The sequence below is a fragment of the Bacteroides fluxus YIT 12057 genome (genome assembly GCF_000195635.1).
In the GTDB taxonomy this organism is placed as follows: domain Bacteria; phylum Bacteroidota; class Bacteroidia; order Bacteroidales; family Bacteroidaceae; genus Bacteroides; species Bacteroides fluxus.
On record NZ_GL882614.1, the window covers coordinates 71,952 to 89,621 of the forward strand.

A 17,670-nucleotide genomic window follows, 5' to 3' on the forward strand; every position below is an offset into this window, starting at 1 on the left:
TTTGTATTCATTTAAAATCAAGGGATAATATATTAATAGATTGTAGCTTTCTGCACCGGAGAGTAAGAAATGCCTTTCTCGGATACCGCAAAACCACGTACGTAATAAGTACCGGATTCTTCCGGAAGCGCCATTGGATGCACATAGACCTCCCGGTTATCCGCTTCACTGTCCAAATTATAATAAGCCACCTTATCTTTCAAATCGGGCAATTGATTACTGTTGCTATAGCACATACCGCATTGTGTGACAGTATAATTGGAACGAACTGTGAACGACATTCCAAGTGCACCACCCTCTTCCACCGCACAGTCAAGAATATAAGGTGTCTCTTTTGAATAAGACTTCACACTACTGAAGACAGTCCTTGAATAATAATCCTCATACAGACAATCATCCAAAAAACCGGGATATTCATTGTTCCAAGACTCTAAGGCCATCTTATAATAAAAAATGGAAGCCTGATTCTCCTGGAAATTCACCATATCCCAAGATCGTACATAAAACAATGGAGAGCCAGCAGTGCCTGTCAAAGTTTCTACCTGATACGCATTTCCACTTCCCCAATATCCACCATCGGCCGGGAGTTCCGACTCCTTATCTGATAGCCACAAGCGTGCATAGTCATACGCTTCACCCTCTTTCGGGTTCACCGCTCCTTTAACGATGAGACCACCTGTACGCCTCATTTCTTCCCTCAGATAAGAAGGATCCTGATAGTCCGAGTTAATCGCCAAATTCTCCACTTCATCATAAGTCAGTTCCGAAAGGTCTGTAATGTCACCAATTGAAAACTCTGTAGGCAGCATACGGGCTTCATCAATATCCTCACACGAAGCCAACAACAATACCCCACATAAAAAAATAGCCAGTCGTTTCATTTTCTCTAATTATTTACATGTTATGTTGATGCAAAATTAAGCCTCTTTTTTAAAATATTCAAACACTTTTTGAGCAACATTTTACTAAATGGTATTATACGTAACTAAATGTTTAAAACGCGTAACTATTCTCACTTATTATTTTCCTAATTTTACAGCCGGATTTGTGATTTTCCTGTCTGCCGTGCGACTAACAAAACAAAAGCAATTCGAAAGAAGTCTAAGAAAAAATGGAAAATGTAGAACAAGAGTTCGTGTCCGTGGTACGGGAGTATGAACGTGTGATATACAAAGTGTGCTATTTGTATACCACACCGAATGCGACCCTTAATGATCTGTATCAGGAAGTTGTTCTCAATCTATGGAAAGCATTTCCCAAGTTTCGGCGGGAGTGTAAAATCTCTACCTGGATTTACCGTATTGCACTGAACACCTGCATCAGTTTCATCCGGAAAGAAAAGAACATTCCCGAAATCGTAACTCTTACACAAGAGGCAGACCGGACAGAAGAAGCAGATGAGACACAAACCATGCTGAAACAGCTCTACCGGATGATCAACCGCTTGGGACAACTGGAAAAATCCATTGTCCTGCTTTATCTGGAAGAGAAAAGCTATGAAGAAATATCCGAGATTACCGGGCTGACCGTGACCAATGTCGCTACCAAGCTCAGCCGTATCAAGGACAAATTAAAGAAAATGAAAAAGGAGGAATAATATATGGAACTGGATGAACTGAAGAAATCATGGAACGTACTAGACAAACAGTTACAAAAAGAGCCCATTGCCAACGAAAAGCAAATTACAAAACTGATTGCCGAATACAAGACCAACACACGTAAAAGTCTGGGACGCCTTGTAGTCATACAGCGGCTCTCTATCGGCGTGGGTGCCACAGGCCTGGCTCTCCTCGTTCTTATATGGCTGTTGATGCCAACCTTTGGCTTCAATGCGCATATACAAAGTAAAATTGCGGCATTTTTGGCTTTTATCGCCATCAGCATCATTGCAGGCATGTGGTGGGACTGGAAAACATACCGTTGGAACAAAGCCACCCGTATTGACGAGATGAGCGTATCCGAAGTCAGCCGCCGCATGACCATTTTCCGCCAGTGGACCAAATATGAAGTAATAGCCATTTCCGCATGGATTGTACTTTTCAACGCCCTCAACTATTGGGTAATGGAGTATCACCTCGCATCCCCCGGATTACAGGCCGCACTGATCACTTTATTTGTGGTATTTGACGCACTGATAATCTACATTCTCTACAAAAAGATTATCTACAAGCATCTCAACAATATTAAAACAAACATTGAAGAATTAAAAGACATATGCACCGAATAACGCTTATCTTTATCCTGTTCCTTCTCATTCCCGACATATATATCTACTTTGTATATATTGTACAAAAGACCAAAAGCAAATGGCTGCGCTGTGCATATGGGCTGCCTACCTTGCTACTGACGGCAGGCTACGTCTATTTCATGTTTCTGACAGGGGACAATGCCATGTCAAACCATACGCAAGCCATAGGCAGGCTCGCCATTGCAATCATGCTTTTTGTATTTCCCAAAACTGTATTCATGCTTTGCTCACTGACAGGTGTACTGGCACATTGTGTCATACGCCGCTGTCCCCGGAGTCCATTTACGGTAATCGGGCTGGTGCTGGGCGCAGTCAGTTTTTTCAATATACTATACGGAACCTTTGCCGGTATCACCCGTTTCGAAGTGAAGGAGACAGAATTTCATTCCGCTGATATCCCGGAAGGTTTTGACGGCTATCGCATCGTCCAGCTTTCCGATATACACATCGGCAGTTGGCAAGGCAATCCCGAAGCCATCAAACTCCTGGTGGAGATGGTCAACGCCCAAAATCCCGACCTCATTGTCTTTACCGGTGACCTAGTGAACCAGCAAAGCCATGAAATAGACGGCTTCCAAGACATACTATCGCAGCTGCATGCTCCCGACGGTGTCTATTCCATCCTCGGCAATCATGATTATGGAACATATTACCGTTGGAAAAGCCGGAAAGCAGAAATAGCCAACCTGGACTATTTAATCCGCCAACAAAAAGCAATGGGATGGAAATTACTGAATAACGAGCACGATATTCTCTATCATAAAGGTGACAGCATTGCCCTTATCGGCGTGGAGAATGACGGCGAGCCTCCTTTCTCACAATTTGCCGACTTATCCCATGCCATGGAAGGCACAGAGGGTATGTTCCAAATATTACTCAGCCATAATCCCACCCATTGGAGGCGTGAAGTGCTGCCTGCATCCGGCATCCCGCTGATGCTTGCAGGCCATACCCACGCCATGCAAGGCATTTTATTCGGACATTCCCTCGCAGAGCTCATCTATCCGGAATGGAGAGGAATGTACCATGAAGGCAACCGCGCACTGTATGTAAACATCGGTATCGGTTATGTGGGACTGCCCTTCCGCTTTGGAGCATGGCCGGAAATTACGGTGCTGACTTTGCGAAAATAATCGCTCCGGCAACATGGCCCAATATATCAGAGCGATATATATCTGAAATTCGATGAATATTTTTATCTTTGCGACAACAAAAGTCCAACACCTATGAAGATACTCTATAATATTTATCAGATTTGTTTTGCATTGCCTGTCTTGTTGGTATTGACAATTCTTACGGCACTGGTCACCATAATCGGATCTCTGATTGGAGGAGCACATATCTGGGGCTATTACCCCGGCAAAATCTGGTCACAACTCATCTGTAACCTCTTGCTTATTCCGGTAGAAGTACATGGAAGGAAAAAATTGAATAAACGCACCTCGTACGTTTTCGTCCCCAACCACCAGGGGGCTTTCGACATCTTCCTCATCTATGGTTTCTTAGGTCGTAACTTTAAATGGATGATGAAGAAAAGCCTCCGGAAACTTCCATTTGTAGGAAAAGCCTGTGAAAGTGCCGGACATATCTTCGTGGACCGTTCCAGTCCCAAGAAAGTACTGGCAACCATGCGCCAGGCAGAGTCTTCATTGAAAGACGGTGTCTCGCTTGTCGTATTTCCCGAGGGAGCAAGAAGTTTTACCGGACACATGGGGTATTTCAAGAGAGGAGCTTTCCAACTGGCCGACGAGTTACAGTTAGAGGTAGTGCCCGTCACCATTGACGGTTCATTCGAAATCCTGCCCCGTACCGGCAAATGGATACATCGCCACCGTATGATACTGACTATCCACAATCCGATCCCCCCTAAAGGCAGAGGTGCCGAAAACATCAAAGCAAGCATGACCGAGGCCTATGCCGCCGTTGAAAGCGCACTGCCGGAAAAATATAAAGGAATGGTCAAGAATGAGGATCAGGACCGGTAAGCGTTAATTCTGTGAGGCATTCACCGCATTCTCTTCCATGCGGCGATGCTCCTCAAGCAATTTCATGTTTTCCTTTGCTTTGGAGAGGAATTCCTTTACCAACGGGCTGTCTTTGAAAGCCAGCGGAGCGGTTTTCATTATATCTTCAATCTGCGGAGTCATTACCGGATAAGGAAGAGCGCTGCACATCATCATGAAAACACTGGGTCCCAATACATTTTCAAAATTATCGGTAATAAACTGTTTTACGTAATCATTCATTTCTTTCACCAATGCCTCGCCTTCCTGCTGCAACTGTGCATGCACATCCTCTAAATTGGCACCGTCAAGTACCATGCGGGCTTCTTTTCTTTCCAGCTCCTCAATCTTCACTTCCATTTCATTCCGTTTGTCAATAAACTCGTAAAGTTTGTCGTTCAAAGGAGTCCCTTTGGCTATCAGCTGAGAATTGGAAATGGCTACTTCTATCTTTCCATTTTCAAGAACCAAAGGCATAATGCCCTCGTGATCCATGTAGAGTGTCACCACCATCACGGAATCGGCCTTGCCGTTCATCTTAAAAAGACCATGGATAACTTCCGCCGAATCAACAGCCACCCATTCTCCATTCCGGAGTGTTTTAAGAAACAGCATCTTTCCGTCAAGGCTGGTTACCGAAGAACTACCCTCTATTTTATATTTACGGCTACAAGAGGCTAATAACATTGCCAAAAGCAAAAAAGGCAAAATACGGCTCACACTCATTCTAATCATGCAGAAACGATTTATGAATTACATGCGGCAAAGGTATTAATAATCCTTATAAACCAGATAGAAAGAAAGGATTTTTCATTTGGTTTACGTATTTTTGCACAATTATAATTCATAAAAAGAGAAATAATATACATGTCAACCTATGCTCCTTTTGCGAAACCCCTCTATGTAATGCTGAAACCCGTAGGGGCCGTATGCAACTTGGCATGCGACTATTGCTACTACCTGGAGAAGGCCAAACTATACAGAGAGAATCCCAAGCACGTGATGAGCGAAGAACTTCTGGAAAAGTTCATCGAAGAATACATAAATTCACAGACCATGCCGCAAGTGCTGTTCACCTGGCATGGCGGAGAAACGCTGATGCGCCCGCTGGCTTTCTATAAACGGGCAATGGAACTTCAAAAGAAATATGCCAACGGACGGACCATAGACAACTGCATACAGACTAACGGAACTTTGCTTACGGATGAATGGTGCCGGTTCTTCAAAGAGAACAACTGGCTGGTGGGTGTCTCCATCGACGGCCCGCAGGAATTCCATGACGAATACCGGAAAAACAAACAAGGAAAGCCCTCGTTTGTCAAAGTAATGCAGGGCATCAATCTTTTGAAAAAACACGGTGTGGAATGGAACGGAATGGCTGTCGTCAACGACTATAACGCAGATTATCCGCTGGATTTTTATAATTTCTTCAAAGAGCTGGGATGTCACTACATCCAGTTTGCCCCCATCGTGGAACGTATTGCTCCGCACCGGGACGGACGTCACCTCGCTTCTCTGCAAGACAAGGAGAACAGCACCGAACTGGCAGATTTCTCCGTCAGCCCGGAACAGTGGGGAAACTTCCTCTGCACGCTGTTTGACGAATGGGTGAAGCAAGATGTGGGTACCTACTATATCCAATTGTTCGATTCTACCCTCGCCAACTGGATAGGTGAGCAACCGGGTGTATGCTCCATGGCAAAAACCTGCGGCCACGCAGGGGTCATGGAATTCAACGGTGACGTATATGCCTGCGACCATTTCGTATTTCCCGAATATAAATTAGGGAATATATACCAGAAAACACTGGTAGAGATGATGTACAGCGAAAAGCAGCAAAACTTCGGACTGATGAAGCAACGGTCACTTCCCACCCAATGCAAGGAATGCGAATGGCTGTTTGCTTGCAACGGAGAATGCCCCAAAAACCGCTTTGCGCATACATCCAACGGAGAACCGGGACTTAACTACTTATGTGCCGGTTATCGCAAATTCTTCAAACATGCAGCCCCCTATATGGACTTCATGAAAAATGAGCTGATGAACCAACGTCCGCCTGCCAACGTAATGGAAGCAGTAGGGAGATTAAAAATCGACAATCTCTAATTTAATCAATAATTGATATTTATGAATTTGACATTTAAGAAATGTTTGATTGCGGCGGCTGCCGCTCTGACCGTCTGCTCGGCACGGGCAGACGAAGGAATGTGGTTACTGCAACTGATGAAGCAGCAGAACTCCATCGACATGATGAAAAAGCAAGGTTTGAAACTGGAAGCAGACGACCTGTACAATCCCAACGGGGTATCCTTGAAAGATGCCGTGGGCATATTCGGTGGCGGCTGTACCGGTGAAATCATCTCTCCGGAAGGCCTGATCCTGACCAACCATCATTGTGGATACGGTGCCATCCAGCAGCATAGCAGTGTAGAGCACGACTACCTGACTGACGGTTTCTGGGCCATGAACCGCAGCGAGGAACTGCCCACTCCGGGATTGAAATTTCGCTTCGTACACCGCATCGTAGATATTACAGACCTGGTGAACGGCAAAATCAAAGCCGGTGAAACAGACGAAGTGAATGCCATGGGCTATCCTTTCCTCAGCAAACTGGCAAAGGAAGAACTGGAAAAGAGCGACCTAAAAGGAAAGCCGGGCATCGAAGTACGCGCTCTTCCTTTCTATGCAGGCAATAAATTCTATTTATTCTACTATAAGGTTTACAATGACGTACGTATGGTAGCCGCCCCTCCCTCCTCGGTAGGCAAATTCGGCGGTGAAACCGACAACTGGATGTGGCCGCGCCACACAGGCGACTTCTCCATGTTCCGCATCTATGCGGACGCCAACGGAGAACCTGCCGAGTACAGCAAAGACAACGTCCCTCTGAAAACACCGAAGTACCTGCCTATCTCCATCAAAGGGCTGAACGAAGGTGACTACGCCATGATTATGGGCTTCCCCGGCAGCACAGAACGCTACCTCACCCAGAGTGAGGTGAAACAGCGCATGAATGCCGTGAATCAGGCCATGATCGATATGCGCGGCGTGCGCCTCGAAGTACTGCGCAAGTATATGGATGCCAGCGACAAGACCCGCATTCAATATGCCAGCAAGTTTGCCGGAAGCAGCAATTACTGGAAAAACTCTATCGGCATGAACAAGGCCATCATCGACAACGATGTACTGGGCACCAAAGCTGAAATCGAAAAGAAATACGCAGAGTTTGCCAAAGGGAAGCCCGAATATGAAGGCGTGGTAGAGAAAATCGACGCCATCATCGAAAAAAGCACTCCCACCCTGCGCCAGCTTTATTATACCAATGAGGCATTGCGCGGCGCTATCGAGTTCGGCAGCACTTACCTCGTCATGGACAATATAAAGAAAGCGCTTGAAGAGAAAAATGATTCCTTGCTGCAAGCTTCGAAGAAGCAGCTGGAAAGCGCATACGACGGCATCCACAACAAGGACTATGACCACGAAGTAGACCGTGCCGTAGCCAAAGCCATCCTGCCCGCCCTTGCTAAAGCACTGAATGCCGACGAACTGCCCACCTTCTACCAGACTATCAACGGAGAGTTCAAAGGTGACTACAACGCATACGTAGATAATATGTACGACAACTCTATCCTCTCCAACCGTAAGAATCTGGACAAGTTCCTGGCAAAACCCTCCGTGAAAGCCATCGAGAAAGATCCTGCCACCGCCTACTCACGTTCCAAGAACGAGAAGTTGCAGGAACTTGGAAAGCAGTACGGAGAATTGGAAAACGGAATGGAACTACTCCACAAAGCCTATATCCGTGGCTTGGGCGAAATGAAGCAGCCCGTGCCCTCTTATCCGGACGCCAACTTCACCATGCGCCTTACCTACGGCAATGTGAAATCATACAGCCCGCGTGACGCCGTGCACTATAATTACTACACGACAACCGACGGTATTCTTGAGAAAGAAAACCCCGAAAACCGTGAATTCGTAGTGCCCGCCAAACTGAAAGAGCTCATCCAGAAGAAAGACTTCGGCCGCTACGCCATGGCCGACGGTACCATGCCCGTCTGCTTCCTGACAACCAATGACATCACCGGCGGCAACTCCGGCAGCCCGGTCATCAATGGTGAAGGGCAACTCATCGGAACCGCTTTCGACGGAAACTGGGAATCTTTGAGCGGTGACATCAACTTCAACAACAACCTGCAACGTTGCATCGCACTGGATATTCGCTATGTACTCTTCATCCTCGACAAGCTGGGCAACTGCGGTCATCTGATAAAAGAAATGAACATTGTAGAATAAATAAAAGCCTCTGAGAAATGACTCCCTATACTGAATGGCATTCACTATACGACTGAATGCCATTCAGTCATATACTCAACCCTATTCAATATACGACCGAATAGCCCCCTCTCAGATGTTCTTCTAACGCATATCATCATGAAAAGAATCCTATTATCATTATTCATTACATCTGCTTTTACCACGGCTCACGCAGACGAAGGCATGTGGATGCTCACCGACCTGCAAAAGCAGAATGAAGTGGCCATGACAGAACTCGGACTGCTCATCCCCGCCAACCAAATCTACAATCCCGACGGCATTGCCTTGAAGGATGCCGTAGTGCATTTCGGCGGCGGCTGTACCGGCGAAGTCATCTCTGCCGAAGGACTGGTACTGACCAACCACCACTGCGGCTATGGCGCCATACAACAGCACAGCAGTGTGGAGCATGACTATCTGACCGATGGTTTCTGGGCCATGTCACGCAAAGAAGAACTGCCCTGCAAAGGGCTCACCGTTACTTACATCGATGAAATACTCGACGTGACGGACTACGTGAACGAACAGTTGAAGACAGATGCAGACCCGAACGGCACGAACTATCTTTCTCCCAAGTACCTCTCCATGGTAGCAGACCGTTTTGCCTCCGAACAAGGTATCGCACTGACACCGGGACGCAAACTCGAATTAAAGGCATTCTATGGCGGCAACCGATATTACCTGTTCGTCAAGACCACCTACAACGATATCCGCATGGTAGGCGCTCCCCCCTCCTCCATCGGCAAATTCGGTGCAGATACAGACAACTGGATGTGGCCCCGCCATACCGGCGACTTCTCCATCTTCCGCATCTACGCCGACAAAGACGGAAAACCTGCGGAATACAGTAAAGACAATATCCCCCTGAAAGTAAAGAAACACTTGACCATCAGCCTTGAAGGCTATCGGGAAGGCGACTTCACTTTCATTATGGGCTTCCCCGGACGCAATTGGCGTTACATGATTTCCGACGAGGTGGAAGAGCGTATGCAGACTACCAACTTCATGCGCCACCACGTACGCGATGTACGCCAGAAAGCCTTGATGGAACAAATGCTGAAGGACGATGCCGTACGTATTCACTATGCCAGCAAATATGCCTCCTCTGCTAATTATTGGAAAAACGCCATCGGCATGAACGAAGGCCTTGTCCGTTTGAAAGTGCTGGATACCAAACGCGCGCAACAGGAGCAACTTCTAGCCCGCGGACGCGAAAAGGGAGATGACAGCTACCAGAAAGCCTTCGACCGGATACGCAGTATCGTGCAGCACCGACGTCCGGCACTCTATCATCAGCAAGCCATCCAGGAGGCATTAATCACAGGACTCGATTTCATGCGAATCCCAAGCACCACCGGATTGGTATCAGCCTTGAAAAGCAAGGACAAAGCACGCATCAGGGCGGCAGCCGACAGTCTTCAAGCAGCGGCAGACAAGTATTTCGCCTCTGTCCCCTTCCCGGAAGTGGAACGTACGGTCGGCAAGAAAATGCTTCAAACCTATATGCAGTATATTCCTGCGGAACAGCGTATCGGCATTTTCCAAATTATCGACAAACGCTTCAAAGGAGACAGTGACGCATTTATAGACGCTTGTTTCAAATATTCCATCTTCGGAAGCAAGGAAAATTTTGGCAAATTTATCCGTAAGCCCAGCTTGTATAAAATCAGCAATGACTGGATGGTATTGTTCAAATACTCCATTACCGACGGCTTGCTGCAAACGGCCATTGCCATGATGGACGCCAACAAGAATTACAATGCCGCACACAAAGTATGGGTAAAGGGAATGATGGACATGAAACAGGAAGCCGGTATCCCCATTTATCCGGATGCCAACTCTACCCTTCGTCTGACCTACGGGAAAGTGCTGCCATACTCGCCTTCCGATGGGGTGGAATACGGCTATTATACAACCTTGAAGGGTGCTATGGAGAAAGAAGATCCCAACAACTGGGAATTTGTGGTTCCTGCCCGCCTCAAAGAATTATACCAGGCCAAAGACTTTGGCCGCTATGCCATGCCCAATGGAGAAATGCCCGTCTGCTTCATTGTCAACACGGACAACACGGGCGGCAATTCCGGCAGTCCGGTCTTCAATGCCAAAGGTGAACTGATCGGTACCGGCTTTGACCGCAATTATGAAGGCTTGACAGGCGACATCGCCTTCCGTCCTTCTTCCCAGCGTGCCGCCTGCGTGGATATCCGCTATACACTATTCATTATTGACAAGTATGCCGGAGCTTCACATCTTATTGAAGAAATGACAATCAAGTAATTATTCAACGGGAAAAGACAGAGACAAACGATTCTTCTATTTTCAGACAAAAGGACACTAGAACCTATTTCCTTTCTTATGTATCTTTTGTTCTTTTGTCTGAAATTCAGTCTTCCATCTAAAAAAGGAGTTGTCCCTTCTGTATTTCCCTGAACAATTTATTCTTCCAGTTTGTTATCATTACAAATAAGTAAAAACAAAAAGATAAAATTATGGAAAAGTTTGAAGAATTGATACAATCAGATAAACCGGTATTGGTGGATTTTTTTGCTACCTGGTGTGGTCCCTGTAAAGCCATGCATCCGGTATTGGAAGAGCTCAAAAGTGAGATAGGTGACACTGCACGCATAGCCAAAATAGACGTTGACCAGCATGAAGAACTGGCTGCACGCTACCGCATACAAGCAGTACCAACCTTCATCCTATTCAAGAGAGGCGAAGCTGTATGGCGCCATTCGGGTGTAATCAGTGGAAAAGAGTTGAAATCCATCATTGAACAAAATGCTTAATTTAAGGAAATGAAGAAAATTATAATCACGTTTGCCCTCATCCTTGCCAGTGTATTGACCTATGCCTGCACAGGCGGGACACAACAGAAAGGCCAAACTGAGGGAAAAGAAGCTCCCGCCGAGGGAAGCGTCATCGTAATGAACAAGGATATGTTCATCAAGAATGTATTCGATTATGAGAAATCCAAGGAATGGAAATACAAAGGAGACAAACCCGCCATCATCGACCTTTATGCCGACTGGTGCGGTCCCTGCCGCATGACCGCTCCCATCATGAAAGAGCTGGCCAAGGAATATGCCGGTAAAATCGTCATATACAAAGTCAACGTCGATAAAGAGAAAGAACTGGCTGCCTTGTTCAACGCGACAAGTATTCCCCTTTTCGTGTTTATCCCGATGAACGGAGAGCCCCAACTCTTCCGAGGAGCCGCTGACAAAGCCACTTACAAAAAGGCCATTGACGAGTTCCTGCTGAAATCAGAATAAGATCGGCATCTCTTTCCATTTGCCGCCGTATAACTCCATCACCGTCTCGTAGCCTGCCCGCTTCAACGCCCGCAATGCTTCGGGACGGCCGTTGTTTATACGCTCCGGATAATGAGAGTCACTGTTCACCTGCACACGAATCCCCCAATCATGCAGCAGGGAAAAATAGCGTTCATTGGGATAGAAAGTGCCCAGCTCATGATAGGACTTGGTGTTGATTTCCACCTGATACCCCCGTCTGGCTATCTCGCTGAAATAAGCGTGAACCAATTCATCATACCAAGGTTCGTCAAGCAAGCCGGGACGATAGCAGCATGCGTTATAGTGCATCTTGTCTGCATGACCTACAATGTCAAAGCCACCCAGTTCCAGCATCCTCATCAGCCGTTTGTAGTAGAGGCGCACCACACGCTCCAGATCTCCACCGAAGTGCCCGTCCACCACCTTCCGGAAAGCGTCGGCCGGGACATCCACATCCACCACTTCTCCTCTATCATTGTAGAGCAAATGTACGGAGCCGATGCGATAATCCAACGGCAATTCTTTGAAGCGCCGGACAGACGGATTGCTTTCTTCATTCAGATAATCTATTTCCAGGCCAAGATATAATTCTATGCTCCCGGCATATTGGGCTTTCAAACGACGGAATTCTGAAAGATAATCATCCATACGGTCCCATTCCATCGTCCACGCTGTAGAAAAAGGCAAAGGAGCATGCGATGAAAAGCCGTAAGATGTAAAGCCTTCACTCAATGCAAAACGCACAAAATCTTCCATCCCGGCACGCCCGTCACAATACAGGCTGTGACTGTGGTAATTTGTCAAATTTCCTACTTTTCCCATTTCAGCTCCTCACCATTAAATCATTAACTATTCAATTCTTTTCCTTTACTCTTTAAATCTCTTTCATTTCGAACTTCAGTTCGACTCTATCTCGCTCAATTCAAGCCAGCGCAATGTTTTCTCATCAATCAAGTCAGACAATTCCGGCAAGCGCTTTGACTTTGCCGTAAGCTCCTCCACCGAAAGGGTTCCACTGCACAAAGCCTCTTCAATCGCTTTTTTCTCCGTTTCCAGCCCGGCTATTTCCTGTTCCAATTGTTCAAACTCACGCTTTTCCTTGAAAGACATCCGCCGTTTGTCGTTCAGACGTACCTTGGCAGTCTTTTCTTCCTGAACCCTGGAGACTTCTTTTTCTTTCTCTTGATGCAGTTTAACATCCTTCCAATCACGGTATTGCGTATAGTTGCCGGGGAAATCACGGATATCTCCCTGTCCGTTGAACACCAGCAGATGATCCACCACCTTGTCCATGAAGTAACGGTCGTGGCTCACGACAATCACACACCCTTTGAAGTTCTGCAGATACTCTTCCAGAACATTCAAGGTAACGATATCGAGGTCGTTTGTGGGCTCATCCAAAACCAAGAAATTAGGATTGCGCATCAGAACCGTGCACAGATAGAGGCGGCGGCGCTCCCCGCCACTCAACTTATACACATAGCTATGCTGGGTTTCGGGAGTAAAGAGAAAATGTTGCAGGAACTGGGATGCCGTCAATCGTTTGCCATTGCCCAACTCAATCACTTCGGCGATGTCCTGTACTACATCAATGACTTTCATCTGTTCGTCAAACTGCAAGCCTTCCTGCGAATAATACCCGAAACGCACCGTTTCACCAATATCCAGCGTACCGCTGTCTGCCTGCTCCTGCCCCATCAGTATCTTGATAAAGGTGGACTTGCCCGTACCATTGTTTCCGACAATCCCCATCTTTTCATAACGGGCGAAAATATAAGAAAAATCATCCAGTATCTTCAAATCACCGAAGGACTTATACAGGTGGTCCGCCTCAAATATCTTGCTACCAATATAGGATGCCTTGACATCCAGCTTTACATTCTCATTATTGAACCGCTGCTTGGCCACTTTCTCCAGTTCATAAAAGGCATCTTCACGGTAACGCGCTTTATGCCCGCGGGCCTGGGGCATGCGCCGCATCCACTCCAGTTCCGTGCGATAGAGGTTATTGGCACGTTCAATTTCCACACTCTTGGCTTCCACGCGCTCCTGCCGTTTCTCCAGATAGTAGCTGTAGTTACCTTTATACTGGTAAATCTGCCGGTTGTCTATTTCTACAATTTCAGAACATACCCGGTCCAGGAAATAACGGTCGTGCGTCACCATCAGGAGACTGAGGTTATTCCGGCGCAAATATTCCTCCAGCCACTCGGTCATGTCAAGGTCGAGGTGGTTGGTAGGCTCGTCCAGTATCAGCAGGTCGGGTTCGGTGATCAGAGTATTGGCCAGAGCCACACGCTTCAGCTGGCCACCGGAAAGTTGTTTCACTTGCTGGTCGAAATCACGGATTTTCAGTTGCGAGAGAATCTGCTTGGCTTTCTGTTCATATTCCCAGGCTTTTTCATGGTCCATACGGACCAATATCTCATCCAGTCCGGGATGTCCCTCCGTTTCCATGCAACGCTCATACTCCTTAATCAGTTCCACCGTGCTGTTGCCATGATGGAAACAGGCCTCAAGTACGGTCAGCCCTTCCGGATATTGCGGGTCCTGCTCCAGATAACCTACCCGCAAATCACGCCGGTAGGAAATGATACCATTGTCATACCCTTCCTTTCCCGAAAGAATATTGAGTAAGGTTGTCTTACCGCTGCCATTCTTCGCAATCAGTCCCACACGCTGTCCTTCCGATAAACCAAAGGATATATTCTCGAACAAAACCAAGTCACCAAATGACTTGGTCAGATTTTCCACCTGAAGTATTGAATTTACTGCTGCCAAATTCTCTTTTATTTTAATGAAGTTAGTTACTGATTGTCAAATATGCTTTTGTAAGTTTCCACCATGTTGCAAGGTACACCGGCTTTCACTTTACTCCATACCAGCTTCATCGGATCTATCCGGGCACCGGTAGAAATGTTCAGCAAAACAGGTGCTTCCCGGTTGCCGTCGATCAAGGTACGCCACTCCATATTATCCACCTCATTGGCGAAAATCACGCAAAGTACGATGCCGAATGCCAGCCAAGCCTCCTTCTTCTTAGGGCCTATCTCTCCTTTGTCTATGATTTGCTGCATCTTGACAACATCTTCTTCAGCGCCTTGAAAGTCTTTCTTCAATACTTCCTTTACAGCGGAATCCACCCACTCGTAGGCCTCATTAATCTGATAGATCTCGGAAAGGCGGACCGGAATGATTTCAGCCGGATATTTTATCCCTTCCTTGCGTGTTTCCAACGAAGCTATCACCTTCTCCGCTTCTGTAACGGACTCTCCTTTCTTCACCGTGAACGAGCATTCAAAAGCGAGTTCATCGATGCCTGTAATCCAAAGATGGGAAGTATAATATATTCCCTCCTCCTCAAACATTTCCTTACTGTAAGCACACTCCAGCTTCCCTATCTTCACAAGAGTGGCCGACGTATTTTCTTCCAGTTCCTGCCGCAGGAAATCTCTGCCATACGCCGCATTTCCCTTATAAGCCGAAATACGGAAATTACCCGTCCAGTCTGCGGGATTGTAGAAGAGGAAAGAGCCTTCCCCATCTTCGAATTCGCTCCAGTCTGCCGGATATATCATTGAAAACCATGCCCCCGGAGAGATAAATTTCTTGCCTTGTTCCATATACATTAACTAATCCTTGCAAAGACAGTACAAACCCATCTTCACTATTTCTCGCAAAAGTAACATTACCACCGCTGATATGCAAACAAATAAAACAAAAACAGCCGATTCTCACGAACCGGCTGTCCCAATCATCATCTATGAATGAAGACCTTTAGAGCCTTCAATAGTATATTTCAATTAATGAAAATCCATGAAATCTTTAATTTTCAGATGCAAAGATAATCAATGAAATAAATACAATCCTAAGTTTTTAAGATATTTAAAAGAAGATTCTATAAACTACGGGATTTTATCGATGAAAACTATTTTATATAACTGTAATATTCTTCATCGGATGCACAGTCCCACCATACAGGACAAGAATTGATGGTCAATTCCAGCGCCTCCTTATTGGATGCTTTCAGATTATCAATATTATATGACTGCTCCAAACTTGCCTGCTGGAAACGACGGAACCAATAGCGCGTATCATTGGGTGAGTCGGACATATAACGTCTGGCACTTTCTGCATCAAATTCCGTAGGACGTCCATAATCTATATATACAACTCCAAAATCTTTAATATTACCGGCACTATAATTGAAACGCCGCATATCATTCAGATTCTGAATAGAATATGAACATGCAATAAACTTCTGTTGCATAATCTTAGCCATTGTTATTTCCGATTCATTTTGTGCGACTGCAGCGCTTGCCAAAAATGCGTCAATGTCCTCTGCCGGTATAACCTGCTTTCCATAGATACTCTGGTCATAGTCTGCAAGTTTCTCATTCATCAATTCCATGTGAGCACGAATACCCTTCTTGTATTCCTGTACAGCTTGTCCTTTTTGTCCCAAACGGAAATAGCATTCAGCTTTCATAAAACACACTTCCGGATAGGCAAGCAAATGTCCGGGAGCATCTGCACGTGTATAGAATGTACCTGTGGAAATGATGCGTGTAGAATTGCCATTATAGCGGTTCGCTATATAACGATCGTCCTTTGGATCACCGGGCTTGCTTGTAATCCAACTCAAATTTTCCGAATAAATAGGTATATATATGGAATCTCCCTTACGGGCAGGATCTGTGGTTCCTGACGCCCAAATATCACGCACCGGATCTAAAATTTTACCATCCAGGAATTTAACAGCCGTTTCTTTATCCGACGAGAATACATCGAAACTTACAGGTCCCCCTGCATTACGGATATTGCTATACAAATCCACTCCGGCAGTACGACGATATTCCAATTGATTATTGGCGTTAAGGAATTGTGCACTAGGTACCAACAAATCAGTACGGGGATCTTCCACACCGCTGCCATTTGTAAAAGTATTAGTTAATAAATCCAAATACCATTTAGTGATACGTGAGGTCGTATTTGACAAATTTCCAAACTGCAATGCTTGCAGGCCACTTTCCTGTGACAAATTAGAGTTTACATAACGCATGATTGTACCCTCTTCATTGGACTGGGCTGCATTAGCCAATAAGTCCAAGACCTTTTGAGGGTCAAAGTCTGTCCTTTTGGAAGTATTCAGCATCCAACGTGCCTTTAAGCCATAGGCCAATTTCAGCCATTTGTCAGTAGAGCCGCCATTCCATAAGTCACCATCAGACAAAGACTCCGCCGTAACAGGCTGTTCTTTTTTAAAGTTGGCAATAGCCTCATCAATCATAGCCATACATCCTTCATAAATAGCCTTGCCATCATCATATTTGGGGGTAATAGAAGATGTCAAGGCTTCCGAATAAGGCATTTCACCGTAAATGTCCAACATCGTCATGAACCCCCAGGCATGTATTAGCTGCCCTGCCCCTAGATAATGCCAGGCTCCTTCTGATTCTGCTTTTGCAAAAAGGTCAGGAAGGTTGCTTGCCGTATAAACAAACCACATCTGATAAGGCCAAGTTACAGACGCCGATTGGGGCATCCATTTTACTATATAGTCATTATAAGCCGTACCGGCAGTCTTAACGATATTGCCGGTTATCCAGCAACCGCGGGTTCCGGATGACTCATAGGCATCTACAAAATTAGCTTGAATAGCACGCAGGCGTAACGCTGCCGAAGGAACGGAACTATTAGGGTTGTCCGGATTATCATTGATATCCAAATAATCGGAACATGCCCCCAAACCAAGAGCAAGAAGAGTGCTCAAACAAAAATATCTAAATTTTTTCATACTCGTTCTTTTATT

15 protein-coding genes are annotated in these 17,670 nt (G+C 46.0%); 9 read left to right on the forward strand and 6 right to left on the reverse strand.

The genetic code is table 11. The annotated features are described in order from the left end of the window. Positions 1 to 32: 32 nt before the first annotated feature. Positions 33 to 881, reverse strand: coding sequence for a hypothetical protein (locus HMPREF9446_RS03365; RefSeq protein ID WP_009124007.1), 849 nt, complete (start codon positions 879 to 881; stop codon positions 33 to 35). 230 nt (positions 882 to 1,111) lie between these two features. On the opposite strand from HMPREF9446_RS03365, the gene HMPREF9446_RS03370 reads away from it, so the two are divergent. The 4 genes from HMPREF9446_RS03370 (at position 1,112) to HMPREF9446_RS03385 (ending at position 4,233) form a co-directional block, all read left to right on the forward strand. Beyond that, complete coding sequence (locus HMPREF9446_RS03370) at positions 1,112 to 1,597, forward strand: RNA polymerase sigma factor (protein WP_009124008.1); 486 nt, start codon at positions 1,112 to 1,114, stop codon at positions 1,595 to 1,597. Between the two features lie 3 nt (positions 1,598 to 1,600). Then, a complete protein-coding gene (locus HMPREF9446_RS03375) occupies positions 1,601 to 2,227 on the forward strand; it encodes a hypothetical protein (protein ID WP_009124009.1) in 627 nt (208 codons plus the stop codon). Then, on the forward strand, positions 2,215 to 3,381 hold the full coding sequence (locus tag HMPREF9446_RS03380) for a metallophosphoesterase (protein ID WP_009124010.1): 1,167 nt from the start codon (positions 2,215 to 2,217) through the stop codon (positions 3,379 to 3,381). Before HMPREF9446_RS03375 ends, HMPREF9446_RS03380 begins: the two co-directional genes overlap by 13 nt. A gap of 93 nt (positions 3,382 to 3,474) precedes the next feature. Further along, positions 3,475 to 4,233, forward strand: a complete 759-nt coding sequence (locus HMPREF9446_RS03385) for a lysophospholipid acyltransferase family protein (protein WP_009124011.1) — start codon at positions 3,475 to 3,477, stop codon at positions 4,231 to 4,233. 3 nt (positions 4,234 to 4,236) lie between these two features. Here the strand turns inward: HMPREF9446_RS03385 and HMPREF9446_RS03390 are convergent, their stop codons facing one another. Further along, complete coding sequence (locus tag HMPREF9446_RS03390; RefSeq protein WP_009124012.1) at positions 4,237 to 4,986, reverse strand: DUF4369 domain-containing protein; 750 nt, start codon at positions 4,984 to 4,986, stop codon at positions 4,237 to 4,239. 132 nt (positions 4,987 to 5,118) lie between these two features. Here HMPREF9446_RS03390 and HMPREF9446_RS03395 point away from each other — a divergent pair, with 132 nt between their 5' ends. The 5 genes from HMPREF9446_RS03395 (at position 5,119) to HMPREF9446_RS03415 (ending at position 11,837) form a co-directional block, all read left to right on the forward strand. Beyond that, positions 5,119 to 6,357 carry an anaerobic sulfatase-maturation protein gene (locus HMPREF9446_RS03395; RefSeq protein ID WP_009124014.1) on the forward strand — a complete coding sequence of 413 codons (1,239 nt, stop codon included), beginning with the start codon at positions 5,119 to 5,121 and terminating at the stop codon, positions 6,355 to 6,357. 21 nt (positions 6,358 to 6,378) lie between these two features. Beyond that, the gene (locus tag HMPREF9446_RS03400) at positions 6,379 to 8,544 is read left to right on the forward strand and encodes a S46 family peptidase (protein ID WP_009124015.1); all 2,166 of its coding nucleotides are present in this window, start codon (positions 6,379 to 6,381) and stop codon (positions 8,542 to 8,544) included. A 138-nt stretch (positions 8,545 to 8,682) separates the two neighbouring features. Beyond that, the gene (locus HMPREF9446_RS03405) at positions 8,683 to 10,842 is read left to right on the forward strand and encodes a S46 family peptidase (protein ID WP_009124016.1); all 2,160 of its coding nucleotides are present in this window, start codon (positions 8,683 to 8,685) and stop codon (positions 10,840 to 10,842) included. Positions 10,843 to 11,054: 212 nt separating this feature from the next. After that, positions 11,055 to 11,351 (forward strand): thioredoxin, encoded by a 297-nt coding sequence (gene trxA, locus HMPREF9446_RS03410; protein ID WP_009124017.1) that lies wholly within the window; start codon positions 11,055 to 11,057, stop codon positions 11,349 to 11,351. A 9-nt stretch (positions 11,352 to 11,360) separates the two neighbouring features. Further along, positions 11,361 to 11,837, forward strand: a complete 477-nt coding sequence (locus HMPREF9446_RS03415; protein WP_009124018.1) for a thioredoxin family protein — start codon at positions 11,361 to 11,363, stop codon at positions 11,835 to 11,837. Here the strand turns inward: HMPREF9446_RS03415 and HMPREF9446_RS03420 are convergent. From HMPREF9446_RS03420 to HMPREF9446_RS03435, 4 genes are all read right to left on the reverse strand, one after another. Continuing rightward, on the reverse strand, positions 11,829 to 12,680 hold the full coding sequence (locus tag HMPREF9446_RS03420) for a histidinol-phosphatase (protein ID WP_009124019.1): 852 nt from the start codon (positions 12,678 to 12,680) through the stop codon (positions 11,829 to 11,831). The two genes, HMPREF9446_RS03415 and HMPREF9446_RS03420, sit on opposite strands and share 9 nt — an antisense overlap. A gap of 75 nt (positions 12,681 to 12,755) precedes the next feature. Further along, positions 12,756 to 14,639: an ABC-F family ATP-binding cassette domain-containing protein gene (locus tag HMPREF9446_RS03425; RefSeq protein ID WP_009124020.1), complete on the reverse strand. Its 1,884-nt coding sequence runs from the start codon at positions 14,637 to 14,639 to the stop codon at positions 12,756 to 12,758. Between the two features lie 26 nt (positions 14,640 to 14,665). Continuing rightward, positions 14,666 to 15,481, reverse strand: coding sequence for a DUF3805 domain-containing protein (locus tag HMPREF9446_RS03430; protein ID WP_039968481.1), 816 nt, complete (start codon positions 15,479 to 15,481; stop codon positions 14,666 to 14,668). 305 nt (positions 15,482 to 15,786) lie between these two features. After that, on the reverse strand, positions 15,787 to 17,655 hold the full coding sequence (locus tag HMPREF9446_RS03435) for a SusD/RagB family nutrient-binding outer membrane lipoprotein (RefSeq protein WP_039968392.1): 1,869 nt from the start codon (positions 17,653 to 17,655) through the stop codon (positions 15,787 to 15,789). Positions 17,656 to 17,670: the final 15 nt, after the last annotated feature.